At 69.7% G+C, this 22,070-nt stretch carries 16 protein-coding genes, 1 tRNA gene and 5 pseudogenes; 13 read left to right on the forward strand and 9 right to left on the reverse strand.

Annotated features, from left to right (window positions below; translation table 11 throughout):
* Positions 1–26 precede the first annotated feature (26 nt).
* Both ACFYWY_RS14460 and ACFYWY_RS14465 read left to right on the forward strand, forming a co-directional pair.
* Positions 27–1,073 carry a sugar phosphate isomerase/epimerase family protein gene (locus ACFYWY_RS14460; RefSeq protein WP_389185008.1) on the forward strand — a complete coding sequence of 349 codons (1,047 nt, stop codon included), beginning with the start codon at positions 27–29 and terminating at the stop codon, positions 1,071–1,073.
* A gap of 144 nt (positions 1,074–1,217) precedes the next feature.
* Positions 1,218–1,880, forward strand: a complete 663-nt coding sequence (locus ACFYWY_RS14465) for an HAD family acid phosphatase (RefSeq protein ID WP_389185011.1) — start codon at positions 1,218–1,220, stop codon at positions 1,878–1,880.
* Positions 1,881–1,964: 84 nt separating this feature from the next.
* On the opposite strand, the pseudogene ACFYWY_RS14470 reads toward ACFYWY_RS14465, so the two are convergent.
* The 4 genes and pseudogenes from ACFYWY_RS14470 to ACFYWY_RS14485 form a co-directional block, all read right to left on the reverse strand.
* Positions 1,965–3,071, reverse strand: a pseudogene (locus tag ACFYWY_RS14470) (OFA family MFS transporter); the annotation flags it as partial.
* Between the two features lie 4 nt (positions 3,072–3,075).
* Positions 3,076–3,627: pseudogene (locus ACFYWY_RS14475) on the reverse strand (acetate--CoA ligase family protein); the annotation flags it as partial.
* Positions 3,627–4,856 carry a formyl-CoA transferase gene (gene frc, locus ACFYWY_RS14480; protein ID WP_389185014.1) on the reverse strand — a complete coding sequence of 410 codons (1,230 nt, stop codon included), beginning with the start codon at positions 4,854–4,856 and terminating at the stop codon, positions 3,627–3,629. The gene frc and the pseudogene ACFYWY_RS14475, both read right to left, overlap by 1 nt.
* A gap of 12 nt (positions 4,857–4,868) precedes the next feature.
* Positions 4,869–5,871, reverse strand: a pseudogene (locus ACFYWY_RS14485) (thiamine pyrophosphate-binding protein); the annotation flags it as partial.
* Positions 5,872–5,873: 2 nt separating this feature from the next.
* On the opposite strand from ACFYWY_RS14485, the pseudogene ACFYWY_RS14490 reads away from it, so the two are divergent.
* From ACFYWY_RS14490 to ACFYWY_RS14500, 3 genes and pseudogenes are all read left to right on the forward strand, one after another.
* Positions 5,874–6,614 (forward strand): annotated as a pseudogene (locus ACFYWY_RS14490) (ATP-grasp domain-containing protein); the annotation flags it as partial.
* Between the two features lie 14 nt (positions 6,615–6,628).
* Positions 6,629–7,555, forward strand: a complete 927-nt coding sequence (gene sucD / locus ACFYWY_RS14495; RefSeq protein WP_389185017.1) for a succinate--CoA ligase subunit alpha — start codon at positions 6,629–6,631, stop codon at positions 7,553–7,555.
* Positions 7,556–7,628: 73 nt separating this feature from the next.
* Complete coding sequence (locus ACFYWY_RS14500; protein WP_389185020.1) at positions 7,629–9,185, forward strand: aldehyde dehydrogenase family protein; 1,557 nt, start codon at positions 7,629–7,631, stop codon at positions 9,183–9,185.
* 5 nt (positions 9,186–9,190) lie between these two features.
* Here ACFYWY_RS14500 and ACFYWY_RS14505 read toward each other — a convergent pair whose 3' ends face one another.
* Complete coding sequence (locus ACFYWY_RS14505; protein ID WP_389185023.1) at positions 9,191–10,501, reverse strand: DUF2254 domain-containing protein; 1,311 nt, start codon at positions 10,499–10,501, stop codon at positions 9,191–9,193.
* 189 nt (positions 10,502–10,690) lie between these two features.
* On the opposite strand from ACFYWY_RS14505, the gene ACFYWY_RS14510 reads away from it, so the two are divergent.
* The 3 genes from ACFYWY_RS14510 to ACFYWY_RS14520 all read left to right on the forward strand — a co-directional run bounded on the left by ACFYWY_RS14510 (position 10,691) and on the right by ACFYWY_RS14520 (position 12,994).
* Positions 10,691–10,775: transfer RNA gene (locus ACFYWY_RS14510), tRNA-Leu, on the forward strand.
* Between the two features lie 301 nt (positions 10,776–11,076).
* Positions 11,077–11,649: a GNAT family N-acetyltransferase gene (locus tag ACFYWY_RS14515; RefSeq protein ID WP_389185026.1), complete on the forward strand. Its 573-nt coding sequence runs from the start codon at positions 11,077–11,079 to the stop codon at positions 11,647–11,649.
* A gap of 349 nt (positions 11,650–11,998) precedes the next feature.
* Complete coding sequence (locus tag ACFYWY_RS14520) at positions 11,999–12,994, forward strand: zinc-binding alcohol dehydrogenase family protein (RefSeq protein ID WP_389185029.1); 996 nt, start codon at positions 11,999–12,001, stop codon at positions 12,992–12,994.
* 108 nt (positions 12,995–13,102) lie between these two features.
* Here ACFYWY_RS14520 and ACFYWY_RS14525 read toward each other — a convergent pair whose 3' ends face one another.
* From ACFYWY_RS14525 to ACFYWY_RS14540, 4 genes are all read right to left on the reverse strand, one after another.
* Entirely contained in the window at positions 13,103–13,330 is a 228-nt protein-coding gene (locus ACFYWY_RS14525; RefSeq protein WP_389185033.1) for a hypothetical protein, read from the reverse strand.
* A gap of 22 nt (positions 13,331–13,352) precedes the next feature.
* Positions 13,353–14,357: a trypsin-like serine peptidase gene (locus ACFYWY_RS14530; RefSeq protein WP_389185036.1), complete on the reverse strand. Its 1,005-nt coding sequence runs from the start codon at positions 14,355–14,357 to the stop codon at positions 13,353–13,355.
* Between the two features lie 436 nt (positions 14,358–14,793).
* Complete coding sequence (locus ACFYWY_RS14535) at positions 14,794–16,671, reverse strand: AMP-dependent synthetase/ligase (protein ID WP_389185039.1); 1,878 nt, start codon at positions 16,669–16,671, stop codon at positions 14,794–14,796.
* An 83-nt stretch (positions 16,672–16,754) separates the two neighbouring features.
* Entirely contained in the window at positions 16,755–17,489 is a 735-nt protein-coding gene (locus tag ACFYWY_RS14540) for a CDP-alcohol phosphatidyltransferase family protein (protein ID WP_389185042.1), read from the reverse strand.
* Between the two features lie 109 nt (positions 17,490–17,598).
* Here ACFYWY_RS14540 and ACFYWY_RS14545 point away from each other — a divergent pair, with 109 nt between their 5' ends.
* From ACFYWY_RS14545 to ACFYWY_RS14565, 5 genes and pseudogenes are all read left to right on the forward strand, one after another.
* Complete coding sequence (locus tag ACFYWY_RS14545) at positions 17,599–18,591, forward strand: zinc-binding alcohol dehydrogenase (protein WP_389185045.1); 993 nt, start codon at positions 17,599–17,601, stop codon at positions 18,589–18,591.
* A 65-nt stretch (positions 18,592–18,656) separates the two neighbouring features.
* Positions 18,657–19,055, forward strand: coding sequence for a 6-pyruvoyl tetrahydropterin synthase family protein (locus ACFYWY_RS14550; protein ID WP_389185048.1), 399 nt, complete (start codon positions 18,657–18,659; stop codon positions 19,053–19,055).
* 32 nt (positions 19,056–19,087) lie between these two features.
* The gene (locus ACFYWY_RS14555) at positions 19,088–20,158 is read left to right on the forward strand and encodes a glycosyltransferase family 4 protein (RefSeq protein ID WP_389185116.1); all 1,071 of its coding nucleotides are present in this window, start codon (positions 19,088–19,090) and stop codon (positions 20,156–20,158) included.
* Complete coding sequence (locus tag ACFYWY_RS14560; protein ID WP_389185051.1) at positions 20,086–20,991, forward strand: class I SAM-dependent methyltransferase; 906 nt, start codon at positions 20,086–20,088, stop codon at positions 20,989–20,991. Before ACFYWY_RS14555 ends, ACFYWY_RS14560 begins: the two co-directional genes overlap by 73 nt.
* Positions 20,988–21,830, forward strand: a pseudogene (locus tag ACFYWY_RS14565) (lysylphosphatidylglycerol synthase transmembrane domain-containing protein); the annotation flags it as partial. The gene ACFYWY_RS14560 and the pseudogene ACFYWY_RS14565, both read left to right, overlap by 4 nt.
* Positions 21,831–22,070 lie beyond the last annotated feature (240 nt).

Consider the following 22,070-nt stretch of genomic DNA (forward strand, 5'->3'; position numbering starts at 1 on the left):
GCCACTGACAACGAGGAGTCCTCCACATGAGCCGCACGAGCAAGAACAGTGACCCCGAACTCACCCACAGGCTCAGCAGACGCGGCATGCTCGGCGTCGCAGCCGGCGCCACCGCCGCCGCGCTGCTGGCCGCGGCCGCTCCCGCCTCCGCCGCCCCCACGGCGGCCGCCCGGAGCAAGGGCCGTGGCCGCCCCGTACTGCCCCCCGGCCGCCTCGGCACCCAGCTCTACTCCCTGCGCGACAAGGTCTCCACCCTCGGCTTCGCGCCCGTGTTCGCGGAACTTGCGAAGTACGGTTACGACGAGGTCGAGTTCGCTGGCTACACCCAGGGCTCCGCGGGCCCCATCACGCTCGCCCAGCTCAAGCGGCTGGCCCGGGACCACGGCCTGAACGCCATCGGCAGTCACGTCAACTACTACGACGACAACAACCCGGGCGCGTACAGCTTCGCGCAGAACCTGGAGAAGGTGCTCGACGACGCCCAGGCCCTCGGGCTCAAGCACATCGGCACCGCGTCCGGCCCCTGGCGCTACGGGGCAACCGTCGACGGCTGGAAGCGGGCCGCGGAGGACTTCAACACCTACGGAGCGGCGGCGCGGAAGCGCGGCATGAAGTTCTACCAGCACAACCACGCCGAGGAGTTCTCCTTCGCCACCGACAAGCCCGACGTCCGCCTCTACGACGTCCTGCTCGCCGAGACCGACCCCGACCTGGTCTATCTGGAGATGGACGTCTACTGGGCGTACGCCGGCCAGTTCCGCTTCTCCAAGCGCGTCGACGGCACCCCCGCGCCCTTCGACCCGCTGCGCTACGTACTCAAGCAACCCCACCGCTATCCGCTTTTCCACGTCAAGGACGGCGTCCACGACGAGGCCGCCCGCGACGGCTACCGGATGGTGGACGTCGGGGACGGGGACATCGACTACAAGCGCTTCATCTCCTCGGTGAACAAGACACCCGGCGGTTACCGCGACCACCACTGGCAGGCCGAACACGACAACCCTGTCGAGTCCTTCGCCTTCGCCCGCAAGTCCAGCGCCCACCTCCACTCGCTCCGGGAGAAGGACTGCTGAGAGCGCGTCGAAAATCCTGCTACCGGCCAGTAGAGGGAACGTAAGGTTCCGTCCATCATGGGACGCGAGCATGCCAAAGGCCCTCCGCCCGTACGGGACGGAGGGCTTTCCCTGAGCTGTTCCGGGACCCAGGAGAACCCCCCCATGCATGCAGGCAAGTGGAGAATCCGGTCAGTGGCGGGCGTCGCCGCACTGGCGTTCACCATGGCCACCCCGGTGGCAACCGCGGCGGACCCGGCCGCGTCGGACCGGCCGTCGGCCCAGACCGCTACCACCGCGCAGCAGTCGAGCGGATCCGCGCTGCTTGCCGATGCCGACTACGAGACCTGGCAGCGCGACGTCGCGGCCGTCATCGATGTCGCCCGCCCCTACATCGAGCAGCGCACCGCGAACACCGGTGGCAAGAAGCAGGCCATCGTCCTCGACATCGACAACACGTCGCTGGAGACGGACTTCCACTACTTCTGGGAGCTGCCGACCCCGGCGGTGAAGCCGGTGCTCGACCTCACCCGCTTCGCGGAGTCCCGCGGCGTGGACATCTTCTTCGTCACCGCCCGTCCGGGCATCATCTACTCCCTGACCGAGTACAACCTGAAGAAGGTCGGCTACCCGGTCGACGGTCTGTACGTACGCGACCTGCCCGACCTCTTCCATGAGGTCAGCAAGTACAAGACCGCCAAGCGCGCCGAGATCGAGGCCAAGGGCTACACGATCATCGCCAACATCGGCAACAGGACCACCGACCTGGTGGGCGGTCACGCCGAGAAGACGTTCAAGCTGCCCGACTACGAGGGCGACCTCTCGTAGGTTCTCCTTCGCGCACAGCGGCCTAGGGGCCGCCGCGACCGGCTGGTCCGGTCGTGGCGGCCCCCTTCGGCGTGCGTGATCAGCTCAGTCGCCATCCCGGCTGATCGGCATCGGATTGGCCTTCAGACTCTTTGGTTTCGGGCCGGCCCGGCGGGGTCAGGAACAGCGCGATGAACGCGGCGAACAGCGAAATCGAGCCGGCCAGGGTGAATGCCCCGCTGTGGCCCCAGTTGTGCACCACGACGGCTCCCATGCCGGATCCAAGCAGGCCGGACACCAGCTTGGAGCTGTAGACCAGGCCGTAGTTGGATGCGTTGTTGTTCTCGCCGAAGTAGTCCGCCGTCATCGCCGCGAACATCGGGAAGATGGCGCCTCCGCCGAATCCGGAGATGCTGGAGAAGAGCAGGAAAAGCGGGAGGTTCTCGATGTCGGCGGACCACAGGATGCCGTACTGCGAAAGGCCGAGGACGATGCAGACGAAGATCAGACACCGCTTGCGCCCGTAACGGTCGGACAGCCAGCCGATCACACCTCGGCCGGTGCCGTTGACGATGGCCTTCAGCGACATGGCCGTTGCGACGATTCCGCCCTCGAAACCGGCCTCCTTGCCGAGTCGACCTGGAAGGCGATGCCGAAGATGTTCACGCCCGAGGTGCACAGCAGGCAGAACCACATCAGCGCGACCCGCCCGGTCTGCCAGGCCTCCTTCGGGGTGTACTGCCGTACGGCCGGCGGGTTCATCGCCAGTGCTCGGCGGGCGCGGGGGTCGTCCGGCGGCCGCAGCGGGTCGACCTCGGCGGGCCACCAGTTCTTCGGCGGGTCCGGGAAGAAGTAGCCGGCCACGGCCACGGTCGCGGCCAGGAAGAGACCGACCGCGACAAGCACCCAGCGGAAGTTCGTCAGATCCATGCAGCCGGTGAAGAGGAAGACGAACGGTACGGAACCGTAGGCGAATCCGCCGTTGACGAAGCCGGTCTTGCCTCCCTTGCGTTCCGGGTACCACTTGCCGACCATGTTCACGCAGGTCGCGTAGACCATGCCGGCGCCCATACCGCTGAACATGCCGAACCCGATGTACGCGACGATCACATGCGGCGCGTACGCGAGGGACAGATATCCCAGCAGTGTGCCGAGTGCGCCGAACATCATCGCCCAGCGGGCGGGCAGTTTGCCGCTCTCCCTGAGCTTTCCCGGCACCCCGCACCCCGCGCAGGATCTCAGCGGCACGGATCCCGTCCAGCATCGACAGCGCGTCGTCCTTGGAGGCGGGCGCCAGGCGGAAGGTGACGTCCTTGAGGACCTCCACCAGCACCCCGCCCAGCCCGAACTCCACCACCTTTCCGAAGGTGGGGTCGGTGACCGTGCCGATGAGAACCTCGGTCCCGGCCGGCACCATCTGCTGCACCTGGACGCCGAGAATGCGCGCATCGGGGTCGTACGCCTTCGCGTTGGTGACGATCGCCGTGAACGCCCCCCGCGCCTCGGCCGCCGAGCCGACCCCGATGCGCACGCCTCCCGCGTCCGTCTTGTGCAGGATGTCCGGCGACACGATCTTCATGGCCACCGGGAACCCGATCCGGTCGGCGAGCGCCACCGCCTCGTCCGCCGACTCCGCGAGCGACTCTGCCGGGGTCGGGATGCCATAGGCGTCCGTGATGACCTTGCCCTCGGGGGCGGTCAGCGCCGTACGGCCCTCGGCGAGCGCTGCGTTCAGCACTCCGCGTACAGCTGCGCTGTCGTACGCCACTAGATGACTCCGTTCGTCTTGAGCAGCCGCAGTTCCTCGTCGCCGAGCCCCAGCTCACCGACGTACAGCTCTTCGTTGTGCTCGCCGAGCAGCGGCGATGAGACCACCTCCACCGGGGAGTCCGAGAGCTTCAGCGGACTGCCGACCGTGGTGAAGGAACCGCGCCTGGGATGCGCCACCTCGACGACCATCTCGTTCGCGACCAGCGACCGGTCCTCGATGATCTCCTTGGTGGAAAGAATCGGCCCGCACGGGATGTTGTGGGCGTTGAGCTGCTCCAGCACCTGCCACTTGGGCAGCGTCGAGGACCACTCCTCGATCAGCTGGAACATCTTCGACAGCTTCGGCAGCCGTGCCTCCGGCGTCGCCCACTCGGGGTCGTCCGCCAGCTCCGGCCGGCCGATCAGCTCCGACAGCGGCTGCCAGCCCACCGGCTGCACAATGACGTAGACGTAGTCGTTGGGGCCGCCGGGCGCGCACTTCACCGCCCAGCCGGGCTGTCCGCCGCGTGACGCGTTGCCGCCGCGCGGCACCTCGTCGCCGAAGTCCTCGTTGGGATACTCCGCGAGCGGACCGTGCGCCAGACGCTGCTGGTCGCGCAGCTTCACCCGGCACAGGTTCAGCACCGCGTGCTGCATCGCCACATTGACGCGCTGGCCGCGCCCGGTGTTCTCGCGCTGGAACAGCGCGGCGAGAATCCCCGCCACCGCGTGGACGCCGGTACCGGAATCGCCGATCTGCGCGCCGGTGGCGAGCGGCGGCCCGTCCTCGAAGCCGGTCGTCGACATCGAGCCGCCCATGGCCTGCGCCACGACCTCGTACGCCTTGAAGTTGGTGTACGGCCCCTCGCCGAAGCCCTTGATCGAGGCGTACACGATCCGCGGATTGATCTCCTGGATCTTCTCCCAGGTGAACCCCATCCGGTCCACGGCGCCCGGGCCGAAGTTCTCGACCATGACATCGCTGCGCCTGATCAGCTCGGTGAGGATCTCCTTGCCGCGCTCCGTCTTGGTGTTGAGCGTGATGCTCCGCTTGTTGCAGTTGAGCATCGTGAAGTAGAGCGAGTCGACGTCCGGCAGATCGCGCAGCTGCCTGCGGGTGATGTCGCCGCTCGGAGCCTCCAGCTTCACCACATCGGCGCCGAGCCAGCCGAGCAGCTGGGTCGCGGAGGGCCCCGACTGCACATGGGTCATGTCGAGGACGCGCACGCCCTCAAGAGCCTTGGTCATGAGAGGGCTCCTCTACTTGTACATGGTCTGGTTCATGGTTCCGGGGGCGTACGCGTCGGGGTCCACCCAGACGTTTATCAGCGAAGGCAGCCCGGACTCACGGGCGCGGCGCAGCGCTGGCGCGATATCGGCGGGGTCGCGCACCTCCTCGCCGTAACCGCCCAGCATCTGGGCGAACTTGTCGTAGTGGACGTCGCCGAGGGTGTTGCCGATCCGCTCGCGCTCCAGGCCGTACTTCTGTGCCTGGCCGTAACGGATCTGGTTCATCGAGGAGTTGTTGCCGACGATCCCGACGAAGGGGAGGTTGTAGCGGACGGAGCGTCTCGAAGTCCCAGCCGGTCAGCGAGAACGCGCCGTCGCCGAAGAGCGCGACGACCTCCTTGTCGGGCCGCGCCTGCTTGGCGGCGAGGACGAAGGGGATGCCGACGCCGAGCGTGCCGAGCGGGCCCGGGTCCATCCAGTGGCCGGGCGACTTGGGCTGGACGACCTGTCCGGAGAAGGTGACGAAGTCGCCGCCGTCGCCGATGTAGATGGAGTCCTCTGTCAGGAAGTCGTTGATCTCGCTGACCAGTCGGTACGGGTGGATGGGGGAGGCGTCCGAGCGCAGCTGAGGCAGGCGCTTGTCGAGGGCGGCCTGCTCGGCGGCGCGGAGCTCTTCGAGCCAGGCCTTGCGCTTGACCGCACCGCCGTTGAGACGGCCTGACACTGATTGACTGACAGATTTCAGAATCTGTCCGGCGTCACCCACCATCCCGAGATCGATGTCCCGGTTCTTGCCCACCGTCCGGTAGTCGAGGTCGATCTGCACGACCGTCGCGTCCGGCGAAAGGCGCTTGCCGTACCCCAAACGGAAGTCGAAGGGAGTGCCGACGATGACGATGACGTCGGCGTTGGAGAACGCGTACCGCCGCGAGAGCTGGAAGTGGTGCGGGTCTCCGGGCGGCAGCGTTCCGCGCCCTGCCCCGTTCATGTAGGCGGGCACATTGAGCGTCCGTACGAACTCGACCGCCGCGTCGCGCCAGCCGCCCGGAGGCCGTGGCCCGTATCCATGTCGACCCCTCGGAAGGCGTCACCGCGGCCAAAGCCGCAGAGATCGCGGCCGCCGCGGGGCTGCCGCCAGAAACCGCGCCCGTCATCCAGTCCCTGTGGCAGGTCCTCGTCCGCGAGGACGCCCTCCTCGTCGAGGTCAATCCGCTCGTACGGACCGCCGGCGGCGAGATCCTCGCACTCGACGGCAAGGTCACTCTCGACGACAACGCCCGCTTCCGGCAGGCCGGTTGGGGATCGGACGAGACGGACCTGCACGGCGACCCGCTGGGGGCCGCGGCTGCCGCCAAGGGCCTCAACTACGTCAAGCTCGACGGCGAGGTCGGCATCATCGGCAACGGCGCGGGCCTGGTCATGTCCACCCTCGACGTGGTCGCCGGCTGCGGCGCGCGCCCCGCCAACTTCCTCGACATCGGGGGAGGCGCCTCCGCCGAGGTGATGGCCGACGGGCTGTCCGTCATCCTCTCCGACCCCGCCGTGAAGTCCGTGTTCGTCAATGTCTTCGGCGGAATCACCGCCTGCGACGCGGTCGCCGACGGCATCGTCCGGGCGCTGGAATCCGTACGTCTCACCAAGCCGCTGGTCGTACGGCTCGACGGCAACAACGCCGCCCGGGGCCGCGCCATTCTCGACGGCCGCGCCCACCCCCTTGTCCAGCAGGCCACCACGATGGACGACGCCGCCCGCCAGGCAGCGGACCTCGCCAACTGAAGGGATCGGGAACCATGGCCATCTTCCTCACCAAAGAGAGCAAGGTCCTCGTCCAGGGCATGACCGGCTCCCAGGGCATGGCGCACACCCGCCGGATGCTCGCGTCCGGCACCGACATCGTCGCCGGAGTCAACCCCCGCAAGGCGGGCAAGGTCATCGACTTCGACGTCCCCCAGGGACCTTCGGGCCTGGGAAGTACCCCCATTGCCGTCCCCGTCCCCGTCTTCGGCACGGTGCGCGAGGCTGTCGACGCCACCGTCGTTTTCGTGCCGCCGCCGTTCGCCAAGGCCGCGGTGATCGAAGCCGCGGACGCCGGTATCGGCCTTGCCGTCGTCATCACAGAGGGCATTCCCGTTCATGACGCCGTGACCTTCCAGGCATACGCTGCGACGCGTGGCACCCGCGTCATCGGCCCCAATTGCCCCGGTCTCATCAGTCCGGGACAGGCCAATGCCGGCATCATCCCCGCCGACATCGCAGCCAAGCCGGGCCGCATCGGACTCGTGTCCAAGTCCGGCACGCTCACCTATCAACTCATGTACGAGCTACGGGAGACAGGGTTCTCGTCCGCGGTCGGCATCGGCGGCGACCCGGTCGTCGGCACCACCCACATCGACTGCCTCGCCGCCTTCGAAAAGGACCCGGACACCGAACTCATAGTGCTCATCGGGGAGATCGGAGGAGACGCAGAGGAGCGCGCCGCGGCGTACATCGCCTGCCACGTCACCAAGCCTGTCGTCGGATACATCGCAGGCTTCACCGCCCCCGAGGGCAAGACGATGGGCCATGCGGGCGCCATCGTCTCCGGATCGTCCGGAACCGCGCACGCCAAGAAGCAGGCCCTCGAAGCGGCAGGTGTGCGCGTCGGAGCGACCCCCACCGAGACATCGCGGCTCGTCCTCTCCCGCCTCGCGCAGCCCCGTGACGTCGCCGATCATTGACGCCGAGTGCGTGCCACCCACTCACGCCCACCGTCCGGCCCCTCCCGCCCCCTTCCGAGCGGAGACCACCCTCATGGCACCCACCCTCACCGCACCCACCCCCCTCACCCTGAAGCCCGGAACGGCCTGGTCCGACGCCTGGCAGCGCTGTCTCGCCGTGGCTCCCGAGGCCTTCAGGGACGACCGCGTCCTGAACCTCTGGTCCGCCCAGTGGCTGGCCGACGGCAGGGCACTGCCCGCCACCAGCCCGGTCGACGGCAGTCCCATCGCGGGCCCGCCGCGGCTGGACGCGCACGCGGCCAAGCAGGCCGTACGCGCCGCGCTCGACCAGCACCGCGCCTGGCGGCACGTGCCACTCGCGGAGCGCCGGGCCCGTGTGGGGGCCGCCCTCGACGCCCTCACCGAGCACCGCGAACTGCTCGCGCTGCTGCTGGTCTGGGAGATCGGCAAGCCGTGGCGGCTCGCCCAGGCCGACGTCGACCGTGCGATCGACGGAGTGCGCTGGTACGTCGACGGAATCGAGCCGATGATCGACGGCCGCACCGCCCTGACCGGCCCGGTCTCCAACATCGCCAGCTGGAACTACCCGATGTCGGCCCTCGTCCACGCCATGCTCGTACAGGCGCTGGCGGGCAACGCGGTGATCGCCAAGACCCCGACCGACGGCGGTGTCGCCTGCCTCACCCTGGCCAGTGCCCTCGCCGCCCGTGAGGGCATCCCGATCACCCTGGTCAGCGGCAGCGGCGGCGAGCTCTCCGAGGCCCTCGTCCGCTCCCCGGAGATCGGCTGCGTCTCCTTCGTCGGCGGCCGCGACACCGGGGCCCGTATCGCCACCGCGGTCGCCGACCTCGGCAAGCGCCACATCCTGGAGCAGGAGGGCCTGAACACCTGGGGCCTTTGGAACTACAGCGACTGGGACTCCCTCACCGCCGTGATCCCCAAGCTCTTCGACTACGGAAAGCAGCGGTGCACGGCGTACCCGCGGTTCGTGGTGCAGCGCGAGCTGTTCGCCGACTTCCTGGCGGCCTACCTCCCCGCCGTACGCTCCATCCGTACGGGCCACCCCCTGGCCGTCGAGCACCCGTACGACCCCCTGCCCACCCTCGACTTCGGGCCGCTGATCAACGCGGCGAAGGCCAAGGAGCTGGCGGATCATGTCGCCGAGGCGATCGACCGCGGGGCGGTTCCGCTGTACCGGGGCACGCTGTCGGACGGCTTCCTGCCCGGCCAGGACACCAGCGCGTACCTGCCGCCCGTCACTCTTCTGGGCCCGCCGCCGAGTTCCCCCCTCCATCATGCGGAACCGTTCGGCCCAGTCGACACGATCGTCCTGGTCGACACGGAGGCGGAGCTGCTCGCCGCGATGAACGCCTCCAACGGCGCGCTCGTCGCGACTCTCTCGACGGACGAACCGGAGACCTACGAGCGGCTGGCGCCCCAGATCCGGGCCTTCAAGACCGGCCACGGAAAGCCCCGCTCCCGCGGGGACCGCGACGAGCTGTTCGGCGGCTTCGGGGCGTCCTGGCGTGGCGCCTTCGTCGGCGGCGAACTGCTGGTCCGCGCGGTGACCGACGGCCCGGCGGGGGAGAGGCTGCCCGGCAACTTCCCGGACTACCAGCTCAACGCGTAACTGCCCTATCCGATGCCCTGGCGGTCGGGCTCCAGTGCGAAAGCGCGCTCGGCCGCCTCGGGCAGGGCCCTCTCCACGGCCTGCACCAGCAGCGCCCGATGCCGCTCGAGCGGCTCGCGGCGGTCCGGCGGTACGAGCCCCAGCAGATCGTCGATCCCGGCGAGTAGGCGCCGGGACACCTGCGGGTTCCCCGGGGCGAACCCGCGGATCTCGGCGAACCCGAGATCGACGAGATCACCCCACTCGGGCACGTCCTGGATGAGTCGCACGTCGCCCTTGCCGTCCCGGTGGTGCACGGCTCCGAGCGGGCGTACGGCGAGCGCAGCCAGGAACTGCACGATCCGGTCCAGGCACTGCACGGCAGTGGTCGGGTCGTTCACGGCCGGTGACAGCGCCCGCAGCGCGATGTCGGACAGCTGGCGCAGCCCGAACCCGAGGTCCTGGTGAAACGTGCGCTCCACCCCTACCGACACCGCGGACCGCAAGGCCCACCGCGACGGCACCCGATCGGGCTCCCCGTGCACGGCGAGCGTGGGCATGCCCGGTACCACGAAGTCCCCGATCCGCGGAATCAGCCGCAGTACGACCCCCTTGCGCCGCGCGACCCGCACCAGCCGGGCGGCATGCACATCGCGCAGCGTCCCGGACCGCCCCCGATGACTCACGCGAGCGACCTCGGCAGGCAGGGGTCTGTCGTCAGCCCCCAGCACGGGCATCTTCGCCAGCACGTGGAACGACTCCTTGGTCAGCCGCTCCGCCACGGGCCCCACCTTCATCAGCTGCAGCGTCTGTGTCACATACCCGATGAACAGCAGCAGGCTGAGCCCCACCAGGAGGAGGGTCATCGCGCTCTGCACGATCGGGACCGAGGCCACCTGCCGCGGATTGGTCTCGCTGTCGTACGCCGTCAGGACCAGCAACGACAGCAGAAACGTCGCCAGGAAGACGGAGAAGGTGAGCTTGCTGATCCGGCTCCGGATGAAGATCCGCACGATACGGGGACTGAAGTTCCCGGCGGCCATCTGGACGGCCACCAGAGAGATGCTGAAGACCACACCGATGAAGGTCATCATCGCCGCGCTGACGGTGGTGACGATGGTCTTGGCGTCCTCGGCGACCCCGATGAGATACCGGACGTCGTCGTACTCCCCGGCCTTCTGAAGCCTCTCCAGGATCTCAGTGTCGAGCGCGTCCGCCGCGCTCCACAGCACGCACACGAGGAAGAGCGCCAGGGTCGGCGCGAACCAGAAGGTGTCCCGCAAATGCTCGCGCAGAGGGGAGAGCGCACGGGGCCGTCGATACCTGCGATCACTCACACAGCTGAAGGTATCGTCACTGTGTGTTTGTCTGTGGATACACGCTGTACCGGCAGCGGTGCCGGCGCGTAACGTACACCTCGATCGGGGTGGTTGCACCCCACTGACCACGGGATATGCAGGTGAGGGGCGCCTCGATCCCCTGGTATTGTTGTCCACGTCGCCGCGGGAAGCCGGGGCGGTCACCTAGTCCGGGTGGCGGAATGGCAGACGCGCTAGCTTGAGGTGCTAGTGCCCTTTATCGGGCGTGGGGGTTCAAGTCCCCCCTCGGACACTCGCTATGACGATACGGACGCGAGGGCCTCGACCTTAGGGTCGCGGTCCTCGTTGCGTTTTCGTGCGTGATCACGACGCCGAGGGCCTTGCAGAGCGGCGCCTTCTTCTCCACCCCGGCCGCGCACGGTTGCGCTTCTGCGCTCCCGAGCAAGGGTGTTCGCCACAGCCACATCCGTGCTCTCCCTGGCCGTGGCGGTGTGCTGGGCCTGCGACGCAGCGACCGCCGTGCCGAGCGCGGCCCGGATCCGCATCGGCTGGAACTCGCCCTATCCCGGTCGGAGCGGTCGTAGCGTCGTGCCATGACCACTGTTGACGAAACGGCCTACGTGTTTCGCGCCGCCCAGCCCGAGGACGCCGAGGCCATCGAGGCCCTCGACGGCTCCTTCACCACCAGCACGGTCTTTCGGGTGGCGGTAGTCGACGACGGGTTCGCGTTCCGGGAGATCCCCGTGGACCCGCCCCTGACCAAGGTCTTCCCCGAGGACGAGCCCCACGGCGATGACGACGGTGATGACGACAGCGAGGACTCCGACAGCCGCACCTTCGTCGCCGTCGGCGCCGACGGCGGCCTGGCCGGCTTCGCCGCCGTCTCCCACTCCCCGTGGAACCGCCGACTGACCATCGAGGACATCGAGGTCGCCCCGGACCATCGGGGCCGGGGCATCGGCCGTGCGCTGATGGGACACGCCGTCGAATTCGCCCGCGAACGCGGCGCCGGGCACATCTGGCTGGAGGTCACCAACGTCAACGCCCCGGCCATCCACGCCTACCGGCGGATGGGCTTCGCCTTCTGCGGACTGGACACTGCCCTCTACCACGGCACCGAATCCGAGGGCGAGCAGGCGATCTACATGAGCATGCCCTGCCCCTGAGTCGACAGCAGGCGGCCGACGGAGCTTACGCGGCCCTCTGGTGCCCCTGGGACTCAGCCGGCAGCGCAGGCGCCCGCCCGGAACGCCGACCTTCCGGATGCGGATGACAGCGGTGCGTGCCTGCTTCAGTGGAGCCACCGGTGGATCTCGCCGCTCGAGTCGTCCTTGCGTAATCACGGCCATATCGTTGGTGGTCGAGTCCCCCTCGGGCACAGACGGCATCCCGCACAAGCTGTTTTCCGGGTTCGTACGTCCGCGCCGTGCATTCGCGCCTCGACGGATCGGCCCCCTCCGCGGTCTGATGTTGTGCAGGGAGGTGGCCCTGGTGGGTGGCGGAATTCCAACGACGATGCAGGCATGGGTGGCCTGCGCCGCCCGCAGCGGAGTGATCGAGCGCGTCGAGCTGCCCGTCCCGGTGCCGGAGGCTGACGAGGTGCTGGTCCGGGTGCACGTATGCGGGGTGTGCCGCACCGATCTCCACGTCCGCGACGGCGATCTGCCGCCGCACCGGGAGAGGGTCGTGCCCGGCCACGAGGCCGTCGGCGAAGTCGTCGCGGTCGGCGCCCGGGTCACCGGGCCGAGGGTCGGTACCCGGGTGGGGATTCCCTGGCTGCGCCGGACGTGCGGGGTGTGCCGGTACTGCACACGAGGACAGGAGAACCTGTGCCCCTCGTCCGTCTACACCGGCTGGGACGCGGACGGCGGCTATGCCCAGTACGCCACCGTCCCCGCGCCCTACGCGTACGAACTGCCCGGCGGATACTCCGACGAAGAGCTGGCCCCGCTGCTGTGCGCCGGGATCATCGGCTACCGGGCGCTGCGCCGGGCCGACCTCCCTCCCGGCGGCCGGCTCGGTGTCTACGGCTTCGGAGCCTCCGCCCATATCACCGCGCAGCTCGCCATCGGCGAGGGCGCCGTCGTCCATGTCCTCACCCGGTCCCAGGCCGCCCAGGCACTCGCCCTGGAACTCGGCGCTGCCTCTGCCGGTGACGCCGACGCCCGGCCGCCGGAGCCGCTCGACTCGGCGATCCTCTTCGCCCCGGCGGGCGACCTCGTCCCCGTAGCCCTGGAGGCACTCGACAGCGGCGGGACACTGAGCATCGCGGGCATCTACCTCACCGGCATCCCGCCGTTGGACTACGAACGGCATCTCTTCCGCGAACGCAGCGTGCGCAGCGTCACCGCCAACACCCGCCGGGACGGACGGGACCTCTTCGCCGCGGCGGCGGGCCACCGGCTCCGGGCCACGGTGACCCCGTACGACTTCCAGGACGCCGACACCGCCCTGGACGACCTGGCGGCGGACCGGATCACCGGGGTAGCGGTGCTGCGCATGCCCGCCTGACTGCCGGCCCGAATACCCCTCGCAGTCCGAACGGGCGCGGGGGGCGCGGGACTTCCCCGCACCGCCCGCGCCCGTCATGGCCAGGCCTGGCCGGCTTGCCGTCCGTCCTCAGCCGTCTTCCGGCATGGGGGCGGGCCGGGCTTCCTTCGTCCGTTCCGGCGTCCAGTAGTCCCGCACCTCGTCGGGGCCCTGCCGCACATCGCTGCTGGTGGTTCCGGAGTCCGGCTGCGGCTCAGGGGCCGGCGCGGCCGTGGCGGTACGCCATGCGGCCACCGCCACAACTCCGGTGAGCAGGGCGGCGGCGGTGCCCCATCGGCTCAAGCTACTGCGACGCATTGGACTGCTCCTTGTCAGGTAGTCAGGTGACGCTGCCCTGGGCGTCGAACATCGCCTTGACGGAGTCGTCGAAGTACGAGCTGCGGTTCCAGCCGCCTGTGGCGAGGGTGCTCATCGCTCCGTTGACGTACCCCAGACCGTTGGCGTCGTTGAACTCCCGCAGCCACGGCCCGCCACTCGATCCGCCGCCGAAGTCACACTGGAGTTCAATACGGCCGTCGCCCACCGCTCGCGTGGTGCCCTGGCATGCCCACTGGATCTGGCCGCCGTCGCGGTTGCCCGGGTAGCCCATGACGGTCATGGCCTGGGTGCGCGAGTAGTTCCAGCTCAGTCCGTGACCGCCGGTGACATTGACGACCTTGTTGCCGTTGAGCGGCCAGGTGGTCACCATCGCCACGTCCCGGCCGAGGTCACTGCTGCTGATCCAGCTGTTGAAGGTGCGGAACTGCTTGGCGGCGTAGGTGCCGAAGGGACGGGCACCGGACCGGTAGCGCGGCGCATAGGTCCAGTTCGTCATCCAGGTGCCGCCGCTGCCCCCGTGCACACAGTGCCCGGCGGTGATCAGCATCTGCTTGGAGGGGCTGTTGAGGGAACTGGCCGAACAGGTGTAGTTGAGGCCGTTGCTCGGGTTGGTGAAGAACACCTTGCCCACCGCGGCGGATTCGGTGACCAGCGGCCGGACTGTGTCCGACCGTCCCGTGGCGGGCGGGGTCGATCCCGGCCGCCCGGTGGGGCCGGCCTTGCTCTGGGCGGCGCGCGGCGAGGCGGCTATCCGGTCGAGGGAGATGGCTTTGCTCATCCGCTCCGGCGTCCAGTAGCGGGCCAGTGCGGCGGCGGTGGCCGCCGAGTCGACCGGCGCACCGCTGGCGAGCCGCGGAGTGGCGGCGGTGGTTGCGTTGCCTGCGGGGACGGCGGCGGATCCGGTCTCGGCAGGAGCGGCGGGGCCCGCCACGGCGGGGCCCGCGCCGACCAATGCCAGCATGGCGGCAGTGGCCAGCGGTAGAAGTGCCTGTCTGAGTCTGCGCACGAGTGGTACCCCCAATGGTCGATTCGGACGCACATTGCTGCAGTTCTCCAGTCAATGTGCGGTGTCGAAGCGACCGTAGGTCTGGCAAGTGCCCGCGTGATAGTACGAAATGAGTCCCTCCGCTATTCACTTACCGTGCCGCGCATTCAGGTCAGTCCGGGTCCGCCGCTTGCTTGCCGAATGCTTGTGTGCTCGGAGCTGACGGTGGCGCCTTGTGAAATCCGGCTGACCTGCGGGGATGTGAATGATGTGGCTCCAGGGACTGGATATGCTTTCTCTCCGCCGAAAAACGACCACGTCAGCTGTCATCAACCCGCAGGTCATATCCCCGACGCTTGAGGGTTTCTGGTTACGTTGACGCATAAACCTGAATGCCGCTCTTCCGGAAAGACCGACGACACGAATCTCCTTCATCGGACCCTGGATATCGGCCGGTTCAGCCTTCCCACCTGTTCGGCGGCCCGTGGGGCTTCTTCAGTGCGTACAGCGCATCGATGTCTGCCGCGTACGCTCCCGTGATCGCCCGCCGCTTCAGCTTCAGTGTCGGCGTCATCAGCCCATCCGCCACGCTGAACTCGCTCGGCAGGATGCGGAACGCGCGGATCGATTCGGCCCTCGATACACGGGTGTTGGCCCGGGAGACCGCCCGTTGGATCTGCGCCCGCAGATCCTCGTCGTCGGTCATCGCCGACACATCCGCAGGCTGCTTCCCCTTGAGGTTCTGCCAATGCGCCAGCGCCTCCGGATCCACCGTGATGAGGGCCGCGATGTACGGCTGGTCGTCTCCCACGACCAGGCACTGCGAGATCAACGGATGGTGGCGCAGCTGCTCCTCCAGGGGCAGTGGGGCAACGCTCTTGCCGCCGCTGGTGATGATGACGTCCTTTTTGCGGCCCGTGATGACGAGATAGCCCTGGCCGTCGAGATGACCCATGTCCCCGGTCGCGAACCACCCGTCGCGCAGCACCGCCTCGGTGGCCTTGGGGTTGTTGAGGTAGCCGGCGAAGACCGTTTCGCCGCGGACCCACACCTCGCCGTCATCGGCGATGTGTACCGCGCAGCCGGGGATCGGCCGGCCCACGGTGCCGAATCTGACCGATCCCGGCGGCTGGGCCGTGATCCCGCCCGCCGTCTCGGTGAGGCCGTACCCGTCGTAGACGGTGATGCCCGCGCCGGCGAAGAACAGCCCCAGCTCCCTGCGCAGGGTCGAGCCGCTGGACACCGCGTTGCGCACCTGGCCGCCCAGTACAGCGCGCAACTTGCTGTACACCAGGCGGTCGTACACAGCGTGCACGACCTTCAGGGACGGGCTGGGACCGTGGCCCGAGCCGACGGCGTGCCGCTCCACCGCCTCGGCGTAGCGCACCGCGACGGCCGCGGCCCTGTCGAAGAGGCTGGCGTGTCCTGCGTCCTCGGCCGCACGGCGGGCCTTGTGGAAGATCCTCTCGAAGATGTACGGCACGGCGAAGAGAAAGGTGGGCCGGAAGGACGCCAGCGCGGGGAGCAGCACCTCTGGCGTCAGATCGGGCTGGTGGCCGAGGCACACGCCGCCGCGCAGCGAGGCGACCACGACCATCAGCCCGTAAATGTGCGCGACGGGCAGGAAGTTGAGGATCGACGGCTGCACACCCGGCTCGGCGATGATCCCGCCCCAGCCTTCGAGCAGGATGTCGCATTCGGCGGCCAGATTGGCGTGGGTGATGAGGCAGCCCTTGGGCGTTCCGGTGGTGCCCGAGGTGTAGCAGATCACGGCGACCTGGTCCGGCAGGACAGCGGCACGGTGACGGTGGATCAGATCATCGTCCACGCCGTAGCCCTGGTCGATCAGGGCAGACACACAGCCCAGGTCCATTTGCCAGATGGCGGACAGCCCGGTCTCCGCGCCGGAGGCCGCGGCCACGGTCATCGCATGGTTCTCGTGCTCGACCACGATGGCCCGGACCTGGGCGTCGTTCAGGATCCAGCGCACCTGCTCGATGGACGACGTGGGGTAGACCGGAACGATCTCGGCGCCGACGGACCACAAGGCGTACGCGAGAACCGTCCACTCGTAGCGAGTACGGGACATCAGCGCGACCCGGTCGCCGAACCGGATGCCGTTGGCCAGAAAACCCCTGGCCACAGCCATGACTTCGTCGCGGAACTGTTCCGCGCTGACCGGCTCCCAGTCCTTCGGCCCTGTCCCCGTCCGGCGGGAGAGCTGCACCAGGGAGGGATCGCGCTCAGCAGTCTCGTACGCAGAATCGGCGAGGCCCCCCGGCCGCGGCGGTTCGGCACGGAATTCGGCACGGAACGGAGAGCCGTGTCCTTGCATTGGGCCTCTCCCTTTCCCCGTGTCGGGGGGCGCCGCACTATGCAACTCAGGGAGCGAAAGGTACCTGTTGGAGGCGGTGTTGCCTAGTTTCCGGGAGTAGCCCCCCGGTCCCTGACGCGCCACAACCACCTGATGTCGCGTCCGAACGACCAGATGAGCAGGGCCAGCGCAGAGAAGACCGCCGCGAACGCCGCCAGGGGCGGGAAGACTCCGGCGCCGACCACCAGGAGCACGATCCCCTGCAGCGCCGCCACCGTCTTGCGGGCCGTGCTCGCGGGCAGCGCGCCGTTCAGCCACGGCAGCACCCGGGCCGCCGCGACGAAGGCGTAACGCATCGTGCCGATCAGCAGGACCCAGGGGCCCAGCGACGTGGCGACATAAATACTGAGTACCAGGATCAGGAAGGCGTCGACTTCCATGTCGAAGCGCGCGCCCAGGGGGGAAGCCGTTCCGGTGCGGCGGGCGACCTTGCCGTCGACCGCGTCGAGAATCAGCGCCACCGTGGTGAGCGCGACCAGAAGCGTGACCGGCGGCGGACTCTCGAAAGAGTCCGCGACCAGGGCGGTGACGCCCCCGACGAGTGTCGCCCGTGCGAGGGTGACGCGGTTGGCGGCACCGAAGGAGCGGAGCCAGGCGCGGTGCACGGCGCGCGTGAGCACGCCCCAGGTGACGAGCGCGAAGGCCAGCCCTGTCAGCCATCCCGCGGGCCCCAGGCCGATCGCCGTGCCGAGAAGCGCCAGCAGAAGTACCTGCGCTCCCGCTCCGACGGCTGTCTCCTGGCGCAGCAGCCGCCTGTCATACGTGTTGTTCAGGGCCACCCTTGCCGCCCTCCGGCTGCGTGACAGAGTCCATGGTGCCGCGTACCGTGGCCGCGGCTTCTTAAAGATCAGTACGTCAAACGTCGCCCGATTGTTCAGGAGTACGCAGATGCAGCGCGCCGCCCGAGCCTTCTGGCTCCGCTCTCCCGGCCACGGGGAGATCCGGGACGTCGCCCTGCCGGCCCCGGCCGACGACGACGTCGTGGTGCGCAGCCTCTGTTCCGGCGTGAGCCGCGGAACGGAGACCCTCGTCTTCCGCGGTGGCGTACCGGAGAGCCAGCACACCGCGATGCGGGCGCCGTTCCAGGACGGTGAGTTCCCCGGGCCCGTCAAGTACGGCTATCTCAACGTCGGCCTGGTCGAAGAGGGGCCACAGCACCTCCTCGGCCGTACGGTCTTCTGCCTCTATCCGCACCAGACCCGCTACGTGGTCCCCGCGAGCGCCGTGACTCCCGTGCCGGACAACGTCCCCGCCACGCGGGCCGTGCTGGCCGGGACGGTGGAGACCGCCGTGAACGCCCTGTGGGACGCCGCACCGCTGATCGGCGACCGGATCGCGGTGGTCGGGGCCGGCATGGTCGGCGCCTGCGTCGCCGCCGTCCTCGCCCGCTACCCCGCCGTCCGCGTGCAACTCGTCGACGCGGACCCCATGCGCGCCGGGATCGCCGGCGCGCTCGGCGTCGACTTCGCGCTCCCCGAGGACGCCGCGGGCGACTGCGATCTCGTCATCCATGCCAGCGCCACCGAGGACGGACTCGCGCGCTCACTGGAACTCCTCGCCACGGAGGGGACAGTCCTCGAAATGAGCTGGTACGGCGATCGCCGGATCAGCCTGCCGCTGGGGGAGGCCTTCCACTCCCGCCGCCTGGTCGTGCGCAGCAGCCAGGTGGGGATGGTGTCCCCCGCACGGCGCTCCAGCCGGACCTACGCCGACCGCCTCGCGCTCGCGCTCGACCTGCTGGCCGACCCGGCCTTCGACGCCCTGATCACCGGCGAATGCGCCTTCGAGGAGCTGCCGGAGGTGCTGCCGAGGCTCACCTCCGGGGAGCTCCCGGGGCTGTGCCACCGCGTTCTGTACGAAACCGCTGCTGATCCGGCCTGAACAACGAGAACAGGCCAGCCGTACTACAGGGTCCGAAGTGCCGCTACACCTGGGAGGGTCATCCGTTGTTCAGCATCACCGTCCGCGACCACCTCATGATCGCTCACAGTTTCCGCGGAGAGGTCTTCGGCCCCGCGCAGCGCCTGCACGGAGCGACGTTCCTCGTGGACGCCACCTTCCGCCGCGCCGAGCTCGACGCCGACAACATCGTTGTCGACATCGGACTGGCCAACCAGGAACTCGGCACCGTGGTCGGCGAGTTGAACTATCGCAATCTCGACGACGAACCCGACTTCGCCGGCAGCAATACCAGTACGGAATTCCTGGCCAAGGTCATCGCCGACCGTCTTGCCGACCGGGTGCGCGCAGGGGCTCTGGGCGAGGGCGCCCACGGCCTGGCCGGCATCACCGTCACCCTGCACGAATCACATATCGCCTGGGCGAGTTACGAGCGCGCCCTGTGAACCGCGCCGGCGGGCCCTCGGTGCACATCGTCATGCCCGGGGGCGTCGACGATCCGGCCGCGCCGAGTGGCGGCAATGTCTACGACCGCCGGGTGTGCCAGGAACTGCCCGGAATCGGCTGGCAGGTCCACGAGCATGCCGTCGCGGGCAGCTGGCCACAGCCCGCGGAGGCCGCCCGCGCCGAACTGGCCCGCGTCCTGGCGGAGCCGGCGGACGGCACCGTAGTCCTCCTCGACGGACTCGTCGCCTGCGCCGTTCCGGACATCGTCGTCCCCGAGGCCGAACGGCTGCGCCTGGCGGTGCTGGTGCACCTGCCGCTGGGCGACGAGAAAGGACTCGCCCCCGCACGGGCGGCGGCTCTGGACGCCTTGGAACGCGAAACTCTGCGCGCCGTTCCGGCGGTCGTGGCGACGAGCGAGTGGGCGGCCCGCAGACTCGTGGCCCACCACGGCCTCGCCTCCGGCCGGGTTCATGTCGCCGCCCCCGGCGCCGACATCGAGCCCCCGGCGCCCGGCACCGACGGCGTTTCGCGGCTGCTGTGCGTGGCCGCGGTGACCCCGCGCAAGGGGCAGTACCGGCTGGTGAAGGCACTCGCGGCCGTCGCGGACCTGCCCTGGGACTGCGTATGCGCCGGCGGCCTCGATCAGGACCCCGGCTATGTCGCCGGGCTGAGGGAGCTGATCGAGGAGTACGGCCTGGGCGACCGAGTGAGCCTTGTGGGACCCCAGGCCGGTGCGGAGCTCGACGCGAGCTATGCCGCCGCCGACCTCATGGTGCTCACCTCGTACGCCGAGACGTACGGCATGGCCGCCACCGAGGCCCTCGCGCGCGGCATTCCCGTGCTGGCGACAGCCGTTGGCGGTCTCCCGGAGGCGGTCGGGCGCGCGCCCGACGGCAGCGTGCCGGGCATCCTCGTACCGTCGGAGGACCCGGCGGCACTCCCGGCCGCGCTGCGCCGCTGGTTCGGCGATCCCGCCCTGCGCCGTCGGCTGAAGGCGGCCGCGCACGACCGGCGCACCGCACTGGACGGGTGGCAGACGACCTCGCGGAAGCTGGCAGGCGCGCTCGAACAGCTCATCCTCGAACCCCGGAGGGCCGCGTGAGTACGACCGACGCGCCTGGATACGCCCCCGAGTGGCTGGAGCTGCGGGAGGGCGCCGACGCAGCCGCCCGCGCGGCCGGACTCCTCGAACCGCTGCTCAGGAACCTCAAGCAAGGGGAGGAGGGGCTGGTGATCCGCGATCTCGGCTGCGGCAGCGGCTCCATGGGACGCTGGCTCGTACCGCGACTGAACGGCCCCCAGCACTGGATCCTGCACGACCGCGACCCCGCTCTGCTCGAGCTGGCCGCCGTACGCATGCCCCGTACGGCGGCTGACGGCATCCCCGTGACGGTCGCCGCCGAACACGGTGACATCGGCCGCCTGACCGCTGAAGACCTGGCCGGCACCTCGCTGTTGACGGCCTCCGCTCTGCTTGACGTGCTCACCCGCGACGACGTGGACGCGCTCGCGAAGGCCTGCGCGAGGGCCGGATGCCCGGCATTGCTGGCGCTCTCCGTGGTCGGGCGGGTCAAGCTGACACCGGCTGAACCGATGGATGCCGAGATCGCCGCCGCATTCAACGCCCACCAGCGCCGTGACGGCCTGCTCGGGCCCGACGCAGTCACGGCGGCCTCCGAGGCCTTCGCACGGCAAGGTGCGACGGTACGGGCGGACCCGAGCCCGTGGCGGCTCGGCGCCGATGAGTCGGCGCTGACGGCGGAGTGGCTACGGGGCTGGGTCGGGGCGGCCTGTGACCAGCGCCCCGCCCTCGCGTCGCGCGCCGAGGCGTATCTGCGGCGCCGCCTGGCGGCGTGTGAAGCCGGCCAGTTGCGGGTGGTGGTGCACCACAGCGATCTGCTGGCACTGCCCCGGTCGGCGGGCGGGGCCTCATGAGCGCGCAGACAGTACGGGCCCGTCTCGGCACCCTCGCCGGAGCGGGCATCCTCGTGGTGCTGGTGTGGCGGCTGGGCGCCGGCGCCTTCCTGGACGGGCTGCGCAGGATCGACGGCCCCACCCTGCTGGCCGCTCTCGCTCTCGGCCTGCTCACCACCGTGTTCAGCGCCTGGCGTTGGCGCGTGGTGGCCCGCGGCCTGGGCATCGCTCTGCCGCTGGGCCGTGCCGTCGCCGACTACTACCGCGCGCTGTTCCTGAACGCGGCGCTGCCCGGCGGCGTACTCGGCGATGTACACCGCGCTGTGCGGCACGGGCAGGACACGCATGACGTCGGCCGTGGCGTGCGCGCGGTCGTCCTCGAACGGACCGCGGGCCAGGTGGTCCTGATCGCCGTCGGCGTGACGGTCCTGCTCGCCCAGCCGTCCCCGGTCCTGGCCTGGCCGCGCGACCTGGCCGCATCGCCGGGGACCGCTCTGGCCCTCGCCGGGGTGTGTGCCCTGGCCATCGCGGTGGGCGTCCGGCTCCGTGCCCGGCTCCGCGGGAAGCCGGGCACAGCGCGATGGAACCGCGCGGTCCGGGCCGCGCTGGCCGAAGCGCGCCTCGGGCTGCTCGCCCGCAGAAGCTGGCCGGGAGTGGTGATCTCGTCCGTCGTGGTGCTGGCGGGGCACCTCGGCACGTTCCTTCTCGCCGCCCGGGCCGCGGGGTCAACGGCGCCGTTCGCCGAGCTGGTGCCCCTGATGGTGCTTGCGCTGCTCGCCATGGCCCTGCCGCTGAACCTCGGTGGCTGGGGACCCAGGGAAGGCGTCACCGCGTGGGCCTTCGGCGCCGCCGGCCTCGGCGCGGCTCAGGGGCTGACCGTCGCCGTGGTCTATGGAGTGCTCACCTTCGCCGCGAGCCTGCCCGGTGCCGGGGTGCTGGCCGGCCAGTGGCTCGCCCGCCTGCGGCGTCCCCAAGTCCAGCTCGAAGAGCGTGTCCTCGCCGAGGGCGGCACGTCGCACCGGAGGGCGGAGCGCGTCGCGCATCACCGGCTGACCGGCGAAGCGGAGCCCCGGTATGCCGTCGCCGAGCAGGACCGGTGC

The organism is Streptomyces sp. NPDC002870, from assembly GCF_042888505.1.
In the GTDB taxonomy this organism is placed as follows: Bacteria; Actinomycetota; Actinomycetes; order Streptomycetales; family Streptomycetaceae; genus Streptomyces.

Bases quoted from the DNA above. Each gene is read 5' to 3' on its own strand.
- ACFYWY_RS14460 (WP_389185008.1), top strand. From the start codon at position 27: ATGAGCCGCACGAGCAAGAACAGTGACCCCGAACTCACCCACAGGCTC.
- ACFYWY_RS14465 (WP_389185011.1), top strand. From the start codon at position 1,218: ATGCATGCAGGCAAGTGGAGAATCCGGTCAGTGGCGGGCGTCGCCGCA.
- frc (WP_389185014.1), bottom strand. From the start codon at position 4,856: ATGACCAAGGCTCTTGAGGGCGTGCGCGTCCTCGACATGACCCATGTG.
- sucD (WP_389185017.1), top strand. From the start codon at position 6,629: ATGGCCATCTTCCTCACCAAAGAGAGCAAGGTCCTCGTCCAGGGCATG.
- ACFYWY_RS14500 (WP_389185020.1), top strand. From the start codon at position 7,629: ATGGCACCCACCCTCACCGCACCCACCCCCCTCACCCTGAAGCCCGGA.
- ACFYWY_RS14515 (WP_389185026.1), top strand. From the start codon at position 11,077: ATGACCACTGTTGACGAAACGGCCTACGTGTTTCGCGCCGCCCAGCCC.
- ACFYWY_RS14520 (WP_389185029.1), top strand. From the start codon at position 11,999: ATGCAGGCATGGGTGGCCTGCGCCGCCCGCAGCGGAGTGATCGAGCGC.
- ACFYWY_RS14525 (WP_389185033.1), bottom strand. From the start codon at position 13,330: ATGCGTCGCAGTAGCTTGAGCCGATGGGGCACCGCCGCCGCCCTGCTC.
- ACFYWY_RS14535 (WP_389185039.1), bottom strand. From the start codon at position 16,671: ATGCAAGGACACGGCTCTCCGTTCCGTGCCGAATTCCGTGCCGAACCG.
- ACFYWY_RS14545 (WP_389185045.1), top strand. From the start codon at position 17,599: ATGCAGCGCGCCGCCCGAGCCTTCTGGCTCCGCTCTCCCGGCCACGGG.
- ACFYWY_RS14555 (WP_389185116.1), top strand. From the start codon at position 19,088: ATGCCCGGGGGCGTCGACGATCCGGCCGCGCCGAGTGGCGGCAATGTC.